Origin of the sequence: Xanthomonas vesicatoria ATCC 35937 (assembly GCF_001908725.1) — a bacterium.
In the GTDB taxonomy this organism is placed as follows: Bacteria; Pseudomonadota; Gammaproteobacteria; order Xanthomonadales; family Xanthomonadaceae; genus Xanthomonas; species Xanthomonas vesicatoria.
Window position 1 is genome coordinate 158,534 of sequence record NZ_CP018725.1, and the last position, 19,289, is coordinate 177,822.

The window sequence follows — 19,289 nt, forward strand, 5'->3', positions numbered from 1 at the left end:
TCGGCAACTATGCCAGAAGGGGTGCCGGATTGGGCGCTCACACCGCAGCGATTGCCTACGGCAATCCCTTGCGCCGCAACGGTTTCAGCTGAATCCAACGCCGCGGCAGCACCTGGCCGCGCAACTGGACGAGGCCGCCGCGCGCTGGCACGCTGTGCGGTTCCTACTGCAGCGCCGCGTGCCATGACCGATCCCCGCATTCTTTCGTTGCAACAGGCCGTGCCGGCATTGCGTCTGAAAACCGAGCCTGCCGACCTGGAGCATTACGGCCGCGACTGGACCCGGCGCTGGACGCCGAACCCGCTGGCCATCGCACTGCCAGGCTCGGTCGAAGAAGTGCAGGCCGTGGTGCGCTGGGCCAACGCGCAAGGCGTGGCGGTGGTGCCGTCGGGCGGCCGTACCGGTTTGTCCGGTGGCGCGGTGGCCGCCAACGGCGAGCTGGTGCTCAGCCTGGAACGCCTGAACAAGCCGTTGGATTTCAACGCCGTGGATCGCACGCTCACCGTGCAGGCGGGCATGCCGCTGGAAGCGGTGCACAACGCCGCGCGCGAACAGGGGCTGATCTATCCGGTGGATTTCGCCGCACGTGGTTCGTGCTCGATCGGCGGCAACATCGCCACCAATGCCGGCGGCATCCGCGTGATCCGCTACGGCAACACCCGCGAATGGATCGCCGGCTTGAAAGTGATCACCGGCGGCGGTGAGTTGCTCGAGCTCAACAACGCCTTGGTGAAAAATTCCAGCGGCTACGATTTCCGTCATCTGATGATCGGCTCCGAAGGCACGCTTGGCATCGTGGTCGAAGCCACGCTACGGCTGACCGCCCCCCCGCCACCGAGCAATGTGATGCTGCTGGCGCTGCCCTCGTTCGAGGTGTTGATGCAGGTGTTCGCCGCATTCCGCGCGCAACTGCGGCTGGAAGCGTTCGAGTTCTTCACCGACCGCGCGCTGGAGCATGTGCTCGCGCATGGCGCGCAGGCACCGTTTGCCGAGGTGCACCCGTATTACGTGGTCACCGAGTTCGCGGCCGGCGATGCCGCGCAGGAAGCGGCCGCGATGGCTGCATTTGAAACCTGCATGGAGCAGGGCTGGGTCAGCGACGGGGTGATCAGCCAGAGCGATGCGCAGGCGGCGCAGCTGTGGCGGCTGCGCGAAGGCATCACCGAAGCGCTGGCGCGCTATACGCCCTACAAAAACGATGTGTCGGTGCGCATCTCGGCAATGCCGGCATTTCTGGCTGAAACCCAGGCACTGCTTGGCGAGGCGTATCCGCATTTCGATGTGGTGTGGTTCGGCCATATCGGCGACGGCAACCTGCATATCAATGTGCTCAAGCCCGACGGCACCAGTCAGGCAGATTTCGTGTCCGCCTGCGATCAGGTCACCAAGATGTTGGCGCAGGCGTTGCAGCGCTTCGGCGGCAGTATTTCTGCCGAACACGGCATCGGGCTGGTCAAGAAGCCCTACTTGTGGAGCACGCGCTCTGCCGCAGACGTCGCGGTGATGCGCGGCGTCAAACGTGTGCTCGATCCTCATCTTTTGCTGAATCCCGGCAAGCTGTTCGACATGGATGAGGTGCCCGGCGCAACGCGCGGCGGGTAGTCTCTTCATCACCTCACATGGAATCGACACGCCGATGATGCGCTCCCTGGTGTTTTGTGCTTTGACCCTGCTGCCGCTGGCAGCTGCCGCATCCAGTCTTGCGGGCACTTCGGCCGGCGCATCGTCGGCCGGTTCGTCCAACAGCAGCAGTTCTGGCGACGACAAGGTGGTAGCCGAAGCGCGCGAAGATGCGGCCGGTTTCGTGGCCAGCGATGGCGCCATCCGCGGCGCGCGGCTTGAAGCGGCGTTGCTGCAGTTGCGTAGCCGTAGCGATGCGGCGCGTCTGTCCAGCGACCTGGAACTGGCGCAGTCCATCCTGGCGCAGTGAATCGTCGCCGCCGGTGCGTATGGCTGTGGCTGGCCGTCGCGATCGCACCGGCGGCGCAAGCGCAATCGCAGCGTTCGCCCGCGCTGCAGGTTTCGGTTGTCGCATCGGAGCTGAGCCCGTCCGAGCGTGATGCCAGCCAGGCGCTGGTACAGCAGGTCCAACGCCGGTTACCAGTCGGCTGGGTAGCGCGCGATGCGGCACCCATCTACTTGCAGTGGCGCCGCGATTTACCGGCGCAGGTGCATGGTCGCGCGGTGGGCAATCGCATCCTGCTCGATCATGCGCTGTTGGATGCCTGGAGCATGCAGTCCGCGAGTGCACGCAATGACATCAGCGCCCCGGCCACGCGGGCGGCGATGGCGGCGTTGGTCCATGAATTGGCGCATGTGCGCGACCGCGGGACGGGCAGTGCCTTGTCGCGCGACCCACGCCTGCGCGATCTTGCCGGCTGGCAGGTGCGTCCCTGGCGAATCGGACGCGGCGCAAACCGCTTCAGCGACCGCAGTCCCGACGCTTACGAGCGGCATAGCCCGGCCGAATTTGTTGCCGTCAATCTAGAGCATTACGTGCTGGACGCGGACTACGCCTGCCGCCGTCCAGCGCTCGCGGCATGGTTTTCCGAGCGGTTGGGGCCGCCGTTCGATGCGGTCACCTGCGCGCCGACCTTGCCGTATCTGCAGGCCGACAACGATGCTGGTGCAATGTCGTTGCTGGCCCTGGACCCGGCGCGGGTCTATGCGGTGGACTATCTGCTTGCCGAAGGCAACGAGCAGCCGATGAGTCGCTGGGGCCACAGCATGTTGCGGCTGGTGATCTGCGCGCCCGGTCGCGTACCAGGGCCGGCGTGCCGGCTGGATCTGCAGTATCACCGCGTGCTGTCGTTTCGTGCCTTCGTCGGCGATGTGCAGATCTCCAGCTGGCGCGGGCTGACCGGCGCGTATCCGTCGCGGCTGTTCGTGCTGCCGTTGAATCAGGTCATCGACGAATACACCAAGGTCGAACTGCGTGCCCTGTCGTCGGTGCCGCTGGCGCTGCGTCCGGATGAGATCGCCGCGCTGCTGACGCGTGCGGCGCAGGTGCACTGGAGCTACGACGGGCGCTATTACTTCATCAGCAACAACTGCGCGGTGGAGACCTACAAATTGTTGCACGACGGCGTGCCGCGTCTTGCTGAAGCCGGCTTGTCATCGATCACCCCGCGCGGCGTGCGCCAGCGGCTGCAGCGCGCCGGCCTTGCCGATCTGCACGTGTTGGACGACCGCGCGCAGGCCACGCGTCAGGGCTATTACTTCGAATCGGCGGCGGCGCATTATCAGGCCATGTTCGATGTGCTTCGACGCGGCATTCCGGTGCCGCAGACGAGTGTCACGCAATGGCTGGATGCCCCGCCTGATGCACGCGCGCAGTGGTTCGAGCGCGGCGGCCTGCGCGAGACCGCAGCCGCATTGCTGCTGGAACAGGCTGCACTACGGCGACAGGAGCTGGTTGCGCGCGATGCGCTCAAGCGCTTGTTGCGGCCCGGCGCCGAGCGCGCCCCAATGCAGGATCAACTGCAGGGCCTGTTCGCTCGGCAGGCGCGTCTCAGTCACCCGGCTGCGCTGTTCAATGGCCCCTATCTCAATAGCCCCAGCTACGGTTTGCCGCAGGCCGACGAGCGGCAATATGTGAACGCGCAGGTTGCGCAGGCGAGCAACGGACTGGCCGATGGTTGGAAGCAATTGCAGGCTCTGGGCCGGCAGCAGTTGCCAGCTGAGTTGCGTGCCGATCTGGAGCAGGGCGAGGTGAATGTGGAAAGACTGCGTGCACGCTTGCGGGTGCTTGCACAGCCGGTGCAGGCAGTTGCGGCTGTGCCAGAGCAGGCAATGCCGCGGGAGCAATGAAATTGGCGTCCGCTGACGGCGGCGTTGCGGGTGCCGCGGGTGCATCCGAGAGACGAACACGCCGACGTCTTGCAGGTCGTTGAACGACGACGCATGCGTCGACGTTGACAACAACACGCATGCCGCATTGCGCTGCGCCCGACAACCGTCGAGAAGAACGCGCGGTTAAGCCTGTCTATCGTGAAAGAGCGGCTTGCGAGCGTCGACAACGCCGCAAGCCGCTACATCTGTACGGCGCCGCTTAGCTCGCAGGTTGCAGATCCGCCTGGGTGGCGTACTGCCGCAACCATTGGCTCACATGCGCATCGTTGCGGTAACGCTGCATCAGTTTGGCAAGGCGTGCCGGTGCGGGCGTGCAGAACTGCGCCACTGCCACTTCGATTTCGTGGCGGCGGTCGGCGTCGTAGGATTCTTCGCCGGCGAAGTGTTCGCAGGTGTCGTAGTCCTCCACCAGCTTGCGGACATCCTCCGGCATGCCGCACAGGCCTGCCGGATGTTGCAGCCATTCGTCTTCCACCTTGGGATCGGTGCAGGCGACCGCAGCGGAGGCCGGCGCAGGGGCCGGTTCCGCGGAGCAGGCAGCCAGCAGCCCCAGAACCAGGGCAACGGTGAGACGACGCATCAGTCGGCGCGGCCGGCAAATTCGCCGGTGGTGGTGTTGACCAGCACGCGCTCACCGTTGGTGATGTACTCGGGCACCATGATTTCCATGCCGGTGTTGAGCTTGGCCGGTTTGGGGCGTTTGGTGGCGGTGCCACCCTTGAGCTCCGGCGGCGTCTCGACGACTTCCAGCGTCACCGTCTGCGGCAGCTGCACTGCCACTGGCTGGTCGTCGATCACCTGCACATAGATGCCGGTCAGACCATCGGTGATATAGCCGGCGTCGGTGCCGATCACATCGGCGTCCAGGGTGTAAGGCGTGAAATCTTCGTCGTCCATGAACACGAACGCCTCTCCATCCTTGTACGAGAACGTGGACAGGCGGCGCAGCAACTCCACTTCCGGCAGATTGTCGTCGGCATCGAAGCTGGCATCGGTTTTCACGCCGCCCGGCACGCTGTACATGATGAAGCGAAAGCGCACGTTGCCGCCGCGCCCCTGCGGCGAGCTGCGCTCGATGTCGCGGATCTGGTAGATGCCGCCGTTGTATTCGACGACGTTGCCTTTCTTGATGTCGTTAGCTTTCATGGGAATCGGGAGTTGGGAATGGGGAATGGGGAAAGCCGGGGCTGGGGTAATGGGAGCAGGGCGCCGTTACGATTCCCCATTCCCGTTTCCCGATTCCCGGCTACTTGGGTGCCAGCCGCACGCCGCCGTCCAGGCGAATCGTTTCGCCGTTGAGGTAGCGGTTGCGCAGGATGAAGGCGACGGTATCGGCGTATTCGTCGGGCTGGCCCAGGCGCGAGGGGAACGGAATTGAGGCGGACAGCGATTGCTGTACCGCTTCGGGCATGCCGTCCACCATGGGGGTCCAGAACACGCCGGGTGCAATCGTCATGACGCGGATACCGAAGCGTGCCAGCTCACGCGCCATCGGCAAGGTCATGCCGACCACGCCGCCTTTGCTTGCGGCATACGCGGCCTGGCCGATCTGGCCCTCATAGGCGGCTACAGACGCGGTGTTGATGATCACTCCGCGCTCGCCGTCGTCGCCAGCGACGTTGTGCTGCATCACATCGGCCGCGGCTTTGGCGACATTGAAGCTGCCGACCAGGTTGACCAGCACGGTGTTGCGGAAGGTCGACAGCGGCATCGGCGCCTCCTTGCCCAGCACGCGGCCAGCGCCAAGGATGCCGGCGCAGTTCACCACAAGATTCAGCCCGCCCAGTGCCTGCGCGGCCTGCGCGATATTGGCGGCCACCTGTGCCTCGTCGGTGACATCGGTGGCGAAGTAATGCGCGTTGCCGGCACCGAGCGAGGCTAGCGCCGCGTCGGCCTTGTCGGCATTGACGTCGAACAACGCCACCTTGCCGCCGTCGGCCACGATGCGTTGTGCCACTGCCAGGCCCAGGCCAGATACGCCGCCGGTGATGACGGCAAGAACAGAGGATGACTGCATGCGGTACTTCCCTGAGAGAGACATGGTTGCCGACGGATGCCGGCACGCCAACGGTGCCAAGACGGCCGGCAATTCTAGCCGAAGCCTTTGCGTGATCGTGCCGGTGGATGCTTGCGTTGCAACGGCCAGGCAACGGCGCGGTGTCAGCCGGCGGCCGCCAGCGCCTTGCCCACCTTGCTGCCGGTGTCGCGGCCCAGCAGGTGCGCCAGCCAGCGGCCGGTGTGGGCGAGGGCGGGCAGGTCGATCCCGGTCGAAATCCCCAAGCCGTGCAGCAGATACACCACGTCTTCGCTGGCGACATTGCCGCTGGCGCCCTTGGCGTACGGGCAGCCACCGGCACCGGACACCGCGGCATCCACCACGCGCACACCTTGTTCCAGGCAGGCGGCGATGTTGGCCAGCGCCTGCCCATAGGTGTCGTGGAAATGCACGGCCAGCGCGTGCATAGGCACCGCCTGCGCCACCGCGGCCAGCATCTGGCGCGCCTTGTGCGGGGTGCCGACGCCGATGGTGTCGCCCAGCGAAATTTCGTAGCAACCTAGCGCGTACAGCCGCTGCGCGACATCCACCACGTCCGCCACCGGTACCTCGCCTTGATACGGGCAACCCAGCACCGTGGAGACGTAGCCGCGCACGCGCACGCCGTCGCTGGCGGCTTGTGCAAGGATCGGCCGGAACCGCTCGATCGATTCGTCGATACCGGCATTGGTATTGGTGCGGTTGAAGGCCTCCGACGCCGCGGTGAAGACCGCCACTTCCTGCACCCCGGCCGCCTGCGCACGGCTGTAGCCCTGCAGGTTCGGCACCAGCACCGGATAGGCGATGCCGGGCGCCTGGGTGATGCCGGCGAAGACCTCGGCGGCGTCGGCGAGCTGCGGTACCCAGCGCGGGCTGACGAAGCTGGTCGCCTCGATGGTGCGCAGGCCGGTGGCCGACAGCCGATCGATCAACGCGATCTTGTCGGCGGTGGCGATCGGTTGCGCCTCGTTCTGTAGCCCGTCGCGTGGGCCGACCTCCACAATGCGGACGAAGTCGCTCATGCGCGAACCCCGCTGCCTGCAGCAGCGCGAGCGGCGACCAACACCACGTCGCGCATGCTAGCCGCGGTGCGTCGACAATCATCAGCGAAGAACATGGTTGACGTACTCATGCAGCGCTATGACAGACCACTTCGATGTTGTTGCCATCAGGGTCGAGTACGAAAGCGCTGTAATAGTCAGGGTGATAATGCGTGCGCAGGCCAGGTGCACCGTGGTTGCGGCCGCCTGCAACGAGGGCGGCCCGATGAAACGCATCGACCTCGGCGCGGTCGGTGGCGACCAACGCCAGATGCGTGTTGCCCGACGCCTGTGGGGCGGCGCCCAGCCAGAGAAACGGCCGCTCGACCCCGAAGCCGGCGTGGGCGCGGCTGCCTGTTTGTTCCGCACTCAGTTCCGTGATCAATGCAATGTCCAATGGCGCCAATGCGGCCTTATAGAACGCCACGCTGGCGGCCAGGTCACTGCATCCAAGTCCTACATGATCGATCATGCTCATGCCGCGTTCTCCGGCACCCAGGCCGGGGAGCGTTTGTCCAGGAATGCGCCCAGGCCCTCCTGGCCTTCGGGCGAAACGCGCAAGCGCGCGATCCATGCGGCGTTGGCGGCATCGATGGCATCGCGGTCGGCGGCCGGCAGCACCGAGCGGACCAGCGACTTGGCAGTACTCGCAGCCAGCGGCGCGGCCGCCAGCAGCAGGCGAACCTGCCGCTCCACCGCGATGTCCAGTTGATCGGCTGCCACCAGTTGATGCAGCAGCCCCAACAATTGCGCGGTACCGGCGTCGAAGATCTCGCCGGTGGCGAACCAGCGGCGCGCCTGGCGTGCGCCGATGGCGGCGACGACATACGGCGAAATCACTGCAGGCAGCAGGCCCAGCTTGCTCTCGGTCAGGCCGAAGCGCGCCTCGGTGCAACCGATGGCGATATCGCAGCACGCCACCAGCCCCACGCCGCCGCCGAATGCGGCGCCGTTGACGCGCGCGAGGGTGGGCTTGGGCAGTTCGTCGAGCGTGCGCATCAGGCGTGCCAGCGCCAGCGCATCGACCGCATTTTCGGCCTCGCTGGCCGTGGCCATGCCGCGCATCCAGTGCAGGTCGGCGCCGGCAGAGAATGCGCCGCCGTCGCCGGTCAGGATCACCACGCGAACGTGCGCCGCCGTGCCGGCCTGCTGTAGCGCATCGGTCAACGCGAAAATCAAGGTCGCATCGAAGGCGTTGTGCACGCTGGGGCGGTGCAGCCGCAGGGTGCGGACCGGTCCGTGGTCCTCAACGATCAAGCCGGTGTCCTGCATTGCGCATACGTCCATGAATGGGATGCGAACCATGATAGCGGCACGGGTGGCCGGAGCCATGACGCGGTGCGTCGATGCTAGAATTGAGAACCATTCCTAACAATCAGGCCGTCTTTGTGACGCTGTCCGACATGCCCTTGCATCGCGCCGCCATCGTGGACTCCGTGGAGGATCGCCTCCCCAACGACACGATCGCCCGGCGTCTGCGCGAGCTGGGGTTTGTCGCGGGCGAGGAGGTCACCGTGCTGGCCACCGGGCCGGTCGGTCGCGAGCCGTTGCTGGTGCAGGTCGGTTACACGCGTTTTGCGTTGCGCCGTAGCGAAGCCGCGCGCGTGCAGGTGCGGCAAGACGGAGCAGCGGCATGAATGCGGCAGCGGTGCCGCTACGCCTGGCGCTGGTCGGCAATCCCAACAGCGGCAAGACCGCGTTGTTCAACCAGCTGACCGGCAGCCGTCAGAAGGTGGCCAACTACACCGGCGTTACCGTCGAGCGCAAGGAAGGGCATTTCCGTGCGCCGTCCGGTCGCGACTTTGCGGTGCTCGATCTGCCCGGCGCCTATAGCCTGCAGCCGGCCAGCCTGGACGAGGCGATCACCCGCGACCTGTGCCGCGGCTTCTATCCCGGAGAGCCGGCGCCGGACGTGCTGGTCTGCGTGATGGATGCCACCAATCTGCGCCTGCATCTGCGCTTTGCGCTGGAGCTGCGCGAGTTGGGGCGGCCGATGATCGTGGCGCTGAACATGGTCGACGCGGCGCAGCGACGTGGCATCGTCATCGATCTGCCGGCCTTGGAGCAGGCGCTCGGCGTGCCGGTGGTGGAAACCGTGGCGGTGCGCCGCGGCGGCGCCAAGGCGCTGGTCGAGCGCATCGATGCGCAGGTCGCGAGCCTGGCCGCACCGGCCGCCACGCCGCCCGCCGACGGCAACTACCATGCGCAGGTGCGGCAGATCCTGGGCGCGGCGGTGACCATGCCGACGCGGACATCGCGCGTGGACGATGCGCTGGACCGCTGGCTGCTGCATCCGGTCTGGGGCCTGGTCACGTTGGCGGTGGTGATGTTCCTGATCTTCCAGGCGGTGTATGCCTGGGCCACGCCGGTGATGGACCTGATCGATGCCGGCACCGCGATGCTGGGCGAGTGGGTGGGCACCACCTTGCCGGAAGGCCCGCTCAACAGCCTGCTCAAGGACGGTATCATCGCCGGCCTGGGCGGGGTGATCGTCTTCCTGCCGCAGATCCTGATCCTGTTTGCCTTCATTCTGGCGCTGGAAGAATCCGGTTACCTGCCGCGTGCGGCGTTCCTGCTCGATCGCATGATGGCGGCGGCGGGATTGTCGGGGCGCTCGTTCATCCCATTGCTGTCGAGCTTTGCGTGCGCAGTGCCGGGCATCATGTCTACACGCAGCATCCAGGACCCGCGCGACCGGCTGGCCACCATCATGGTGGCGCCATTGATGACGTGCTCGGCGCGGTTGCCGGTGTATGCGCTGCTGATCGGCGCCTTCATCCCGCAAAAAACCGTGTGGGGCATTTTCAATCAGCAGGGGCTGGTGCTGTTCGCGCTGTATGCCGCGGCCATCGTCAGTGCGCTGCTGGTGTCGTGGACCATGAAAAAGTGGCGTCGCGACAAGAGCGAGCACCCCTTGATGCTGGAGCTGCCGTCGTACCGCGTGCCGCATTTGCGCGACCTGGCACTGGGGCTGTGGGAGCGCGCCTGGATCTTCCTCAAGCGCGTGGGCGGCATCATTCTGGCGCTGACCATTCTGCTGTGGTTCCTGTTGTCGTTCCCGGCTGCGCCGGCCAATGCGACCTTGCCGCCGATCGACTACAGCTTTGCCGGCCGCATCGGCCACGCGATGGCGGTGTTCTTCGCACCGCTGGGTTTCAACTGGCAGATCTGCATCGCGCTGATTCCCGGCCTTGCCGCACGCGAAGTGGCGGTGGCATCGCTGGCCACCGTCTATGCGTTGTCGGCCGCAGACGACGATGCAGCGGCGCAGGCGTTGTCGCCACTGATCAGCGATGGTTGGTCGCTGGCCACCGCGTTGTCGCTGCTGGTCTGGTACATCTACGCGCCGATGTGCATCTCCACCCTGGCCACGATCAAGCGCGAAACCAACTCGTGGAAACAGATGACCATTAGCGCGGTCTATCTGTTCGCACTGGCCTATCTGGCCTCGCTGGTGACCTACCAGTTGGCCGTCTTGCTTGGCGCCGGCTGACATGGATCTTTCGCTCACCCTGCAATACGTGGTCATCGCCATCGCGGTGCTGGTCAGCCTTTGGGTGGTGATGAAGAAACAATTCCCCGGCGTCTTGCGACGGATGAGGGGCGTGCTGGCGCTTGCGTTGTTGCGTGATGGGCGACCGGCGTGGATGCGCACGCTGGGACGTCGGGTGGCGCCGCCGGCAGCGCAGGGCAGTGCCGCCTGCGGCGGTTGCGACAGTTGCGGCCCTGCGCCAACGCGCAAGCACTGACCCCTGCAGCGTCGGCTACACTTGCGCGGCCGCAGGACGCGGCGTGACAGGGGGCGGTGCATGCGTTTGCTGGTGTTGTTGGCGGTCTTGGCCGCGGTTGCGGGTGTGTACAACTATGGTGGCAACGCGCTCGACGAGAAGCAGGTGCGCGATTTCTATGCAGCGCACGACAAGGCGATGGTGAGTCAGGATGGCGAGGCGCTCTGCGCCATGACCGCGCCTGAATTCGAGATGGTGGTGCTGTACCGCATGGACTCCCACCAGAAGCGCGAAACCACCAATCGCGCCAGCTACTGCAAGTCCAACGGCGAGTGGGCACAGGTGCTGCAGCAGATGCGCCATGTGGCCGAGCCGGATGAGCTGATGGACTACAAGCATTCGATCACCAAGATCGAGATCGCCCCCGATGAGCAATCGGCGATGGTCGAAACACGCGCCACGCTCGGTCTGCCGGGTCTGCGCATGACCTTCCGTTCGCGCGACAAGGTGGTGCGCAAGCGCTGGAAGACCTTGATCACCCGTAGCGAAGGCACTGCCTGGGTTGGGCCTGCGTATCGGTAGCCGCCGGGGGTGGCGTTTTACACGCCGCCGCTAGGAGCGTCCGGCAATGCGGCTGTGCGCACCGCCGGGCCGGCATGGCCGGGGCACGGCCACTGACGCTCCGGCTCTGCGCGCCATCCACACCTGTCGGACGACCGCTCGCCACGTGCTGTCAGCGGTCTGCATCAAAGCACCCACGCTGCAGTGCACAGCGCCGGCGTTGTGGGGGTTGGGTATGCTTGCAGCATGACGACTTCCTTCCAGATCTCCCGACGTGCGCAGGCGCTGACCAGTTCGGCGATTCGCGAAATCCTCAAGGTGACCGAGCGGCCTGAGGTGATTTCCTTTGCCGGTGGTCTGCCGTCGCCGGCGACCTTTCCGGTCGAGCGCATGCGCGCAGCCAGCGACCAGGTGTTGCGCGATGCGCCGCAGGCAGCGTTGCAATACGGCCCAACCGAAGGCTACGCGCCATTGCGCGAATGGGTGGCCGCGCGCCTGAGTCGCGAGGGCGCCAATATCCGGCCCAGCCAGGTGCTGATCACCACCGGCTCGCAGCAGGGCCTGGATCTGCTCGGCAAGGTGTTCATCGACGAAGGCAGCAAGGTGCTGGTGGAGACGCCGAGTTATCTGGGGGCGTTGCAGGCGTTTTCGTTGTTCCAGCCAGCGTTTGTCGGCATGCCGTCGGACGACGATGGCGTGGTGGTGCAAGCGCTCGATCCGGCACTGCTGGCCGATGCGCGCTTTCTCTATTGCCTGCCCAATTTTCAGAATCCCACCGGTCGGCGTCTACCACTGGCGCGACGTCAGGCGCTGGTCGCGCGCGCGGCAGAGGCCGGCGTGCCGATTGTCGAAGACGACCCGTACGGCGAGCTGTACTACAGCGGCGAGCCGTTGCCGAGCTTGCTGTCGATAAACCCCGAGGGTGTCATCTATATGGGTTCGTTTTCCAAGGTGCTGGCACCTGGGCTGCGGCTGGGTTACGTCGTCGCTCCGGAGGCGGTGCTGGGCAAGCTGATCCAGGCCAAGCAGGCGGCCGATCTGCACACGCCTTCGTTTACCCAGCGCGTGGTGTACCAGACGCTGCAGGACGACTTCCTCGACACGCATATCCCGCAGATCCGTGCACTGTATGCGCAGCAGTGCCGTCTTATGTTGGAAGCGCTGGATCGGCACTTCCCGGCGCAGGTGCAGTGGAATCGCCCCGAAGGCGGCATGTTCCTGTGGGTGACGCTACCGCCGGGTCTGGATGGCACCGCGCTGCTGGCGCGCGCCATCGCGCGCAATGTCGCGTTCGTGCCGGGTGCGCCGTTCTTTGCGACCTTGCCGCAAGCCAACACGCTGCGGCTGTCGTTCGTCACCGTGCCGGGCGAGAAGATCGATGCCGGCATCCAGGTGCTTGGGGATGTGTTGCGCGAGGCGCTGGCCGAAGTGCCAGGGCAGGGCGCATGACATCGCCCGCCGTGATGCCGCAAGCGCCGGTTGCCACACGCATCGATAGCGTCGCCATCGGCGTCGCGCGCGACTTCACCCGCCCCGGTAGCCGTAGTGCGATCGACAAGCGCGTTGTGCAAGGACCGCTGCATGTCGGGGTCGAAGGACTGCAAGGCGACGAGCAGGGCGACCGGCGCGTGCATGGCGGGCCGGACAAGGCGATCCATCATTATCCGCGCGATCATTACGCGGCTTGGCGCAACGAGCTTGGCGCGTATGCGCTGCTGGATGCCGCCGGCGCGTTCGGCGAGAACCTGAGCAGCACCGGCCTGACCGAGGCCACGGTCTGCCTCGGCGACCGCTTTACGCTGGGTACCGCCGTGGTGGAGGTCTCGCAGCTGCGTCAGCCGTGCTGGAAACTGTCGGACCGCTTCGGTGTGCGCGACATGGCGCGTCGCGTACAGGAAACCGGTCGCACCGGCTGGTATTACCGCGTGTTGCAACCCGGCGCGGTGGCCTCCGGTGACATGCTGGCATTGCAGGAGCGCCCGCATCCGCAGTGGAGCCTGTCGCGGGTACAGCAGGTGCTGTATGCGCGCGACGTCGACGTCGTGGCCGTCACCGAACTGCTGCAGCTTCCGCTGGTGCCGTCGTGGCAGTCCTTGTTCGAGCGCCGCCTGCAGCGCAGCGAAGTGGAAAGCTGGGGCAGAGGCCTGACCGGCCTTGACGACTAAGAGCAGCTACGACGACTCCCGACTCCGCAATCCCCGCACCTTGTGCAACCCCCGCCGCCTCGCTAGCCTGCGGGCATGACAACGTCTCCTGTAAAAGTTCTGATCCACGGCGCCTCCGGGCGGATGGGCAAGGCCTTGCTGCGCCTGGCGGCCGAAGACGACGCATTGCACGTCGTCGGCGCGGTGGTGGGGCGCTCGCCGTCGCAGCGCGTGATCGACGGCGTGCCGTTCTTTGCCGCCAGCGAGCTGGGCGGTGCGCCGGCCTTCGACGTGGCCATCGACTTCAGCCTGCCGCAGGGCTTTGCGCCGATCCTGGCGCTTTGTGCCCAACGCGGTAAGCCGCTGGTGTCGGGTACGACGGGGCTGGACGAAACCCAGCGCGCCGCGCTGATCGAAGCGGCGCAACAGATTCCGCTGGTGTGGGCCTCCAACTTCAGTCTTGGCGTCGCGGTGTTGACCGAATTGGTCGAGCGCGCCGCCGGCACCTTGCCGGGGTGGGACTGCGACATCATCGAGGCGCATCACGTGCATAAGCAGGACGCCCCATCCGGTACCGCATTGACGCTGGGCGAGGCGGCCACCGGCAGCGGTGCGCAGCCGCGGTTTGCCAGCCTGCGTGCCGGCGACATCGTCGGCGAGCACACCGTGCAGTTCACCGGGCTGGGCGAGCGTGTCGAGCTGGTGCATCGCGCGACCAGTCGCGACATCTTCGCGCGCGGTGCGCTGCATGCGGCCAAGCGCCTGATCGGCCGGCCGGCCGGCAGCTATCGGGTGCGCGACCTGGTGCTGTAACCCGCGCGCAACCGCGCATGAACAACTGCGCGATCGCGTGGCGTATTCATGCCGCCATTGCAGCACACCTGCCGCATCGGCTGTGTTGCAGGCTGGCATGCCGGGGCACTTGCCTTTACAATTCTCGCTTGCCCGAACCAGCGTCGGACCGGTCCTCAGCACCGCGTCCGCGCTTTGCTGCAACCGGAATTTGGCCGGAAGCGCATCGGAGTCCCAGGCAGCCAGAGCGAGACCCCACGTGACCCAACCCGCAATCCTTGTCCTCGAAGACGGCACCGTGTTCGAGGGCGAATCCGTAGGCGCCAACGGGCTTTCCGTCGGTGAAGTGGTGTTCAACACCGCCATGACCGGTTACCAGGAAGTCCTGACCGATCCGTCCTATGCCCGCCAGATGGTCACGCTGACCTATCCGCATATCGGCAACACCGGTTTTACCGACCAGGACGACGAGGCCCGCAAGATCTGGGCCGCTGGCCTGATCGTGCGCGATGTGCCGCGTCGTCCAAGCAGCTGGCGCAGCGAAGTGGCCTTGCCGGAATGGCTGCAGGCGCGCGGTGTGGTGGCCATCTCCGGCATCGACACCCGCAAGCTGACCCGTCTGTTGCGCGAGAAGGGCGCCCAGAACGGTGCGCTGATGGCTGGCGAGATCGACGTGGAAAAGGCACTGGAAGCCGCGCGCAAGTTCCCCGGCCTGAAAGGCATGGACCTGGCCAAGGTGGTTTCCACCGAGACCAGCTACAACTGGAAGGAAGGCGCGCTGGATCTGAACTCCGACGCCTTCCTGGGCCTCGGCGCCCTGAATGTCGGAACGTCCGCACAGGGGCAAACATTCAAAGTTGTTGCCTACGACTACGGTGTCAAGCTCAACATCCTGCGCATGCTGGCCGAGCGCGGTTGCGATGTCACCGTGGTGCCCGCGCAGACCCCGGTGGCCGAGGTGCTGGCGATGCATCCGGACGGCGTGTTCCTGTCCAACGGCCCAGGCGATCCGGAGCCCTGCGACTACGCCATCGCTGCGATCCAGAAATTGATCGCCAAGAAGGTGCCGACCTTCGGCATCTGTCTGGGTCATCAGCTGCTGGCGCTGGCCGCCGGTGCCAAGACGGTGAAAATGACCACCGGCCATCATGGCGCCAATCATCCGGTGCAGGATCTGGATGGCGGGCGGGTGATGATCACCTCGCAGAACCATGGCTTTGCGGTGGATGAAACCACATTGCCGTCCAATGTGCGGGTCACCCATCGCTCGTTGTTCGATGGCACCAACCAGGGCATTGCCCTGACCGACGCTCCGGCGTTTTCGTTCCAGGGCCACCCGGAAGCATCGCCGGGACCGCGCGATGTGGGGCCGTTGTTTGATCGGTTTACCGCGTTGATGGCCAAGGATGCCAACCGCGCATGAGCGGTCGTCTGATAGGCGTGCTGATCATCCTGGCGGGTGTGGCGCTGGCGTATTGGGGCGTGTGGATGCCCCTGCAGCAGGCGCAGTCTGGCGCCGCGTCGATCACCGTGCCTGGAGGCATCAAACTGGCCCTGGTAGTGCCGATGTGTGTGGTGTTCGGCTTCGGCTATGCAATCGGCGGCGGGCGTTTTCATCAGGCCATGCACAACACCGACCCGGACAAGGTGCGTCGCTGGGGCAAGACGTCCGGCTTCGGCTGGCTGCTGATAGTGATCAGTTTTGCTGCCGCGTTCGCACTGCATCAGTGGATGCAGCACAGCCTGCACGCCCTTGGGTATGGGTCGGCCGGATGACTCCGGCACTCGGCTCCGTGGAGTCGATCAATCATCATGCTGCGTTGCGATCTGATCGCCGCGGCCACTCTTTCCGCACCTGCGGCTTGCCGCATGTATTCAATCGGGTAACGAAATGCCAAAGCGCACCGACCTAAAAACCATCCTGATCATCGGCGCCGGCCCGATCGTCATCGGCCAGGCTTGCGAGTTCGACTACTCCGGCGCGCAGGCGTGCAAGGCGCTGCGCGACGAGGGCTACCGCGTGGTGCTGGTCAACAGCAACCCGGCCACGATCATGACCGACCCGGACATGGCCGACGCGGTGTACATCGAGCCGATCAACTGGCAGACGGTCGAAAAGATCATCGCCAAGGAGAAGCCCGACGCGCTGCTGCCGACCATGGGTGGGCAGACCGCGCTGAACTGCGCGCTGGATCTGGCCGACAACGGCGTGCTGGAGAAGTACAACGTCGAGCTGATCGGCGCCAAGCGCGAAGCCATCCGCATGGCCGAAGACCGTGAGCTGTTCCGCGTGGCGATGGGCGAGATCGGCCTGGATTGCCCCAAGGCCGAAGTGGCGCACACGCTGGAAGAAGCGCTGGATATCCAGACCCGCGTCGGCTACCCGACCATCATCCGTCCCAGCTTCACCCTGGGCGGCAGCGGCGGCGGCATCGCCTACAACCGCGAAGAGTTGATCGAGATCGTTGGCCGCGGTCTGGAACTGTCGCCAACCACCGAAGTGCTGGTGGAAGAATCGGTGCTGGGCTGGAAGGAATTCGAGATGGAAGTGGTGCGCGATACCGCGGACAACTGCATCATCGTCTGCGCGATCGAAAATCTCGACCCGATGGGCGTGCACACCGGCGACTCGATCACCGTCGCTCCGGCGCAGACCCTCACCGACAAGGAATACCAGCGCCTGCGCGATGCCTCGATCGCGGTGCTGCGCAAGATCGGCGTGGACACCGGCGGCTCCAACGTGCAGTTCGGCATCAGCCCGACCACCGGCCGGGTGGTGGTAATCGAAATGAATCCGCGCGTGTCGCGTTCCTCGGCGCTGGCGTCCAAGGCCACCGGTTTCCCGATCGCCAAGGTCGCCGCCAAGCTGGCGGTGGGCTACACGCTGGACGAATTGCGCAACGAGATCACCGGTGGCCTGACCCCGGCCTCGTTCGAGCCGTCGATCGACTACGTGGTCACCAAGATTCCACGCTTTGCGTTTGAAAAATTCCCGCAGGCCGATGCGCGGTTGACCACGCAGATGAAGTCGGTGGGCGAGGTGATGGCGATGGGCCGCACCTTCCAGGAATCGCTGCAAAAAGCGCTGCGCGGCCTGGAAACCGGCAAGATCGGGCTGGACCCGACCGGCCTGGATCTGGGCAGCGAAGAAGACATGGCCGCGCTTAAGCGCGAGCTCAAGGCGCCCGGCCCGGAGCGTCTGTTCTACGTGGCCGATGCCTTCCGCGCCGGCATGACCGTGGCCGAGGTGTACGCGCTGTCGTTCATCGACCCCTGGTTCCTGGACCAGATCGAGGAACTCATCAGCCACGAGCAGCAGCTGGCCGACGATGGCATGGCGGCGCTGGATGCCCCGCGTCTGCGTAAGCTCAAACGCGCCGGTTTTTCCGATGCGCGCCTGGCCGAACTGATCGGCACCAACGAAGAAGCCGTACGCACGCTGCGCCGCGCATTGAAGGTGCGCCCGGTCTACAAGCGCGTCGACTCGTGCGCGGCCGAATTCTCCACCAGCACCGCCTACCTGTATTCGACCTACGAGGACGAATGCGAAGCGCTGCCGACCAACCGCGACAAGATCATGATCCTGGGCGGTGGCCCCAACCGCATCGGCCAGGGTATCGAGTTCGACTACTGCTGCGTGCATGCCGCGCTGGCGCTGCGCGATGACGGCTTTGAAACCATCATGGTCAACTGCAACCCGGAGACCGTGTCCACCGACTACGACACCTCCGACCGTCTGTACTTCGAGCCGCTGACGCTGGAAGACGTGCTGGAAATCGTCGAGCTGGAAAAACCCAAGGGCGTGATCGTGCAGTACGGCGGCCAGACCCCGCTGAAGCTGGCGCGCGCGCTGGAAGCCAACGGCGTGCCGGTGATCGGCACCTCGCCCGATTCGATCGACCTGGCCGAAGACCGCGAACGTTTCCAGCAGCTGGTCGACAAGCTGGGCCTGAAGCAGCCGCCGAACCGCATTGCCCGCAATGCCGAGGAAGCCCTGGTGCTGGCGCGCGAAATCGGCTACCCGCTGGTGGTGCGCCCGAGCTACGTGCTGGGCGGCCGCGCGATGGAAATCGTCTACGGCGAATCGGACCTGGCGCGCTATGTGCGTGACGCGGTCAAGGTCTCCAACGATTCGCCGGTGCTGCTGGACCGCTTCCTCGACAACGCGGTGGAAGTGGATGTGGACATCATTGCCGACAAGGACGGCAACGTGCTGATCGGCGGGCTGATGGAACACATCGAAGAGGCTGGCGTGCATTCGGGCGATTCGTCCTGCTCGCTGCCGCCGTACTCGCTCTCGCCCAAGACCCAGGCCGAGCTGCGCCGTCAGGTGGTGATGCTGGCCGAAGGCTTGAACGTGGTCGGCCTGATGAATACCCAGTTCGCGGTGCAGGTCAACGAGGCCGGGGACGACGTGGTGTTCCTGCTGGAAGTGAACCCGCGTGCCTCGCGCACCGTGCCGTTCGTGTCCAAGGCGATCGGCATGCCGCTGGCCAAGATCGCCGCGCGCTGCATGGCCGGCAAGACGCTGGCCGAGCAGGGCGCCACCAAGGAAATCGTGCCGGGCTATTACTCTGTGAAGGAGGCGATCTTCCCGTTCGCCAAGTTCCAGGGCGTGGACCCGATCCTCGGGCCGGAGATGCGCTCCACCGGCGAGGTGATGGGCGTGGGCCGCAGCTTCAGCGCCGCGTTCGCGCGCGCGCAGGAGGCCGGCGGCATCAAGGCCCCGCCGGTGGGCAAGGCGTTCGTGTCGGTGCGCGATCCGGACAAGCAGCGCGTGTTGCCGGTGGCGCAGGCGCTGGTGGAGCGCGGCTATACGCTGGTCGCCACGCGCGGCACCGGCGCCTGGCTGCAGCAGAACGGGCTGAGCTGCGAGATCGTCAACAAGGTCGCCGAAGGGCGCCCGCACATTGTCGATTCGATCAAGAACGGCGAGATCGTGTATATCGTCAACACCACCGAAGGCCGTGCCGCCATCTCCGATTCCTTCTCGATCCGGCGTGAAGCGTTGCAGCATCGCGTGACCTATTCGACCACTGTCGCCGGCGCCAAGGCGCTGGTGCATTCGCTGGAATTCCGCGGCACCGGCCCTGTCTGGTCGCTGCAGGAACTGCACAAGGAGCTGGAAGCATGAGAG

At 65.6% G+C, this 19,289-nt stretch carries 19 protein-coding genes; 13 read left to right on the forward strand and 6 right to left on the reverse strand.

Annotation, left to right across the window (positions count from 1 at the left end; translation table 11 throughout):
* The first annotated feature begins 183 nt into the window (after positions 1–183).
* From BJD12_RS00660 to BJD12_RS00670, 3 genes are read left to right on the forward strand one after another with little or no spacing between them, the layout of a single operon-like run.
* Positions 184–1,602 (forward strand): FAD-binding oxidoreductase, encoded by a 1,419-nt coding sequence (locus BJD12_RS00660; RefSeq protein WP_005993544.1) that lies wholly within the window; start codon positions 184–186, stop codon positions 1,600–1,602.
* 34 nt (positions 1,603–1,636) lie between these two features.
* Positions 1,637–1,930: a DUF2388 domain-containing protein gene (locus BJD12_RS00665; RefSeq protein ID WP_039421457.1), complete on the forward strand. Its 294-nt coding sequence runs from the start codon at positions 1,637–1,639 to the stop codon at positions 1,928–1,930.
* A complete protein-coding gene (locus tag BJD12_RS00670) occupies positions 1,927–3,810 on the forward strand; it encodes a DUF7844 domain-containing protein (RefSeq protein ID WP_005993548.1) in 1,884 nt (627 codons plus the stop codon). The genes BJD12_RS00665 and BJD12_RS00670 overlap by 4 nt, the downstream gene beginning before the upstream one ends.
* Positions 3,811–4,051: 241 nt before the next feature.
* Here the strand turns inward: BJD12_RS00670 and BJD12_RS00675 are convergent, their stop codons facing one another.
* From BJD12_RS00675 to BJD12_RS00700, 6 genes are all read right to left on the reverse strand, one after another.
* On the reverse strand, positions 4,052–4,432 hold the full coding sequence (locus tag BJD12_RS00675; protein ID WP_005993550.1) for a hypothetical protein: 381 nt from the start codon (positions 4,430–4,432) through the stop codon (positions 4,052–4,054).
* Positions 4,432–4,998: an elongation factor P-like protein YeiP gene (gene yeiP / locus BJD12_RS00680; RefSeq protein ID WP_005993551.1), complete on the reverse strand. Its 567-nt coding sequence runs from the start codon at positions 4,996–4,998 to the stop codon at positions 4,432–4,434. Before yeiP ends, BJD12_RS00675 begins: the two co-directional genes overlap by 1 nt.
* Positions 4,999–5,098: 100 nt before the next feature.
* On the reverse strand, positions 5,099–5,869 hold the full coding sequence (locus BJD12_RS00685) for an SDR family NAD(P)-dependent oxidoreductase (RefSeq protein WP_039421451.1): 771 nt from the start codon (positions 5,867–5,869) through the stop codon (positions 5,099–5,101).
* 143 nt (positions 5,870–6,012) lie between these two features.
* Positions 6,013–6,909, reverse strand: a complete 897-nt coding sequence (locus tag BJD12_RS00690) for a hydroxymethylglutaryl-CoA lyase (RefSeq protein WP_005993553.1) — start codon at positions 6,907–6,909, stop codon at positions 6,013–6,015.
* A gap of 106 nt (positions 6,910–7,015) precedes the next feature.
* Positions 7,016–7,405 carry a VOC family protein gene (locus tag BJD12_RS00695; protein WP_005993554.1) on the reverse strand — a complete coding sequence of 130 codons (390 nt, stop codon included), beginning with the start codon at positions 7,403–7,405 and terminating at the stop codon, positions 7,016–7,018.
* Positions 7,402–8,199, reverse strand: a complete 798-nt coding sequence (locus tag BJD12_RS00700) for an enoyl-CoA hydratase-related protein (protein ID WP_039421446.1) — start codon at positions 8,197–8,199, stop codon at positions 7,402–7,404. The genes BJD12_RS00695 and BJD12_RS00700 overlap by 4 nt, the downstream gene beginning before the upstream one ends.
* Positions 8,200–8,315: 116 nt before the next feature.
* Between BJD12_RS00700 and BJD12_RS00705 the strand changes: the two genes are divergently transcribed.
* The 10 genes from BJD12_RS00705 (at position 8,316) to carB (ending at position 19,286) form a co-directional block, all read left to right on the forward strand.
* A complete protein-coding gene (locus BJD12_RS00705) occupies positions 8,316–8,564 on the forward strand; it encodes a FeoA family protein (RefSeq protein WP_039421445.1) in 249 nt (82 codons plus the stop codon).
* Complete coding sequence (feoB, locus tag BJD12_RS00710; RefSeq protein ID WP_005993557.1) at positions 8,561–10,420, forward strand: ferrous iron transporter B; 1,860 nt, start codon at positions 8,561–8,563, stop codon at positions 10,418–10,420. The genes BJD12_RS00705 and feoB overlap by 4 nt, the downstream gene beginning before the upstream one ends.
* Position 10,421: 1 nt before the next feature.
* Entirely contained in the window at positions 10,422–10,676 is a 255-nt protein-coding gene (locus BJD12_RS00715) for a DUF6587 family protein (protein ID WP_042828123.1), read from the forward strand.
* A gap of 60 nt (positions 10,677–10,736) precedes the next feature.
* Positions 10,737–11,237 carry a hypothetical protein gene (locus BJD12_RS00720; RefSeq protein ID WP_039421443.1) on the forward strand — a complete coding sequence of 167 codons (501 nt, stop codon included), beginning with the start codon at positions 10,737–10,739 and terminating at the stop codon, positions 11,235–11,237.
* Between the two features lie 225 nt (positions 11,238–11,462).
* Positions 11,463–12,665 (forward strand): aminotransferase-like domain-containing protein, encoded by a 1,203-nt coding sequence (locus BJD12_RS00725; RefSeq protein ID WP_005991294.1) that lies wholly within the window; start codon positions 11,463–11,465, stop codon positions 12,663–12,665.
* Positions 12,662–13,381 (forward strand): MOSC domain-containing protein, encoded by a 720-nt coding sequence (locus tag BJD12_RS00730; RefSeq protein ID WP_005991293.1) that lies wholly within the window; start codon positions 12,662–12,664, stop codon positions 13,379–13,381. Before BJD12_RS00725 ends, BJD12_RS00730 begins: the two co-directional genes overlap by 4 nt.
* Before the next feature lie 75 nt (positions 13,382–13,456).
* Positions 13,457–14,173, forward strand: a complete 717-nt coding sequence (dapB, locus tag BJD12_RS00735; RefSeq protein ID WP_039421440.1) for a 4-hydroxy-tetrahydrodipicolinate reductase — start codon at positions 13,457–13,459, stop codon at positions 14,171–14,173.
* A 238-nt stretch (positions 14,174–14,411) separates the two neighbouring features.
* Positions 14,412–15,575 carry a glutamine-hydrolyzing carbamoyl-phosphate synthase small subunit gene (carA, locus tag BJD12_RS00740; protein WP_005991291.1) on the forward strand — a complete coding sequence of 388 codons (1,164 nt, stop codon included), beginning with the start codon at positions 14,412–14,414 and terminating at the stop codon, positions 15,573–15,575.
* Entirely contained in the window at positions 15,572–15,928 is a 357-nt protein-coding gene (locus tag BJD12_RS00745; RefSeq protein ID WP_005991290.1) for a hypothetical protein, read from the forward strand. Before carA ends, BJD12_RS00745 begins: the two co-directional genes overlap by 4 nt.
* Positions 15,929–16,043: 115 nt before the next feature.
* On the forward strand, positions 16,044–19,286 hold the full coding sequence (gene carB / locus BJD12_RS00750) for a carbamoyl-phosphate synthase large subunit (RefSeq protein WP_005991288.1): 3,243 nt from the start codon (positions 16,044–16,046) through the stop codon (positions 19,284–19,286).
* Positions 19,287–19,289 lie beyond the last annotated feature (3 nt).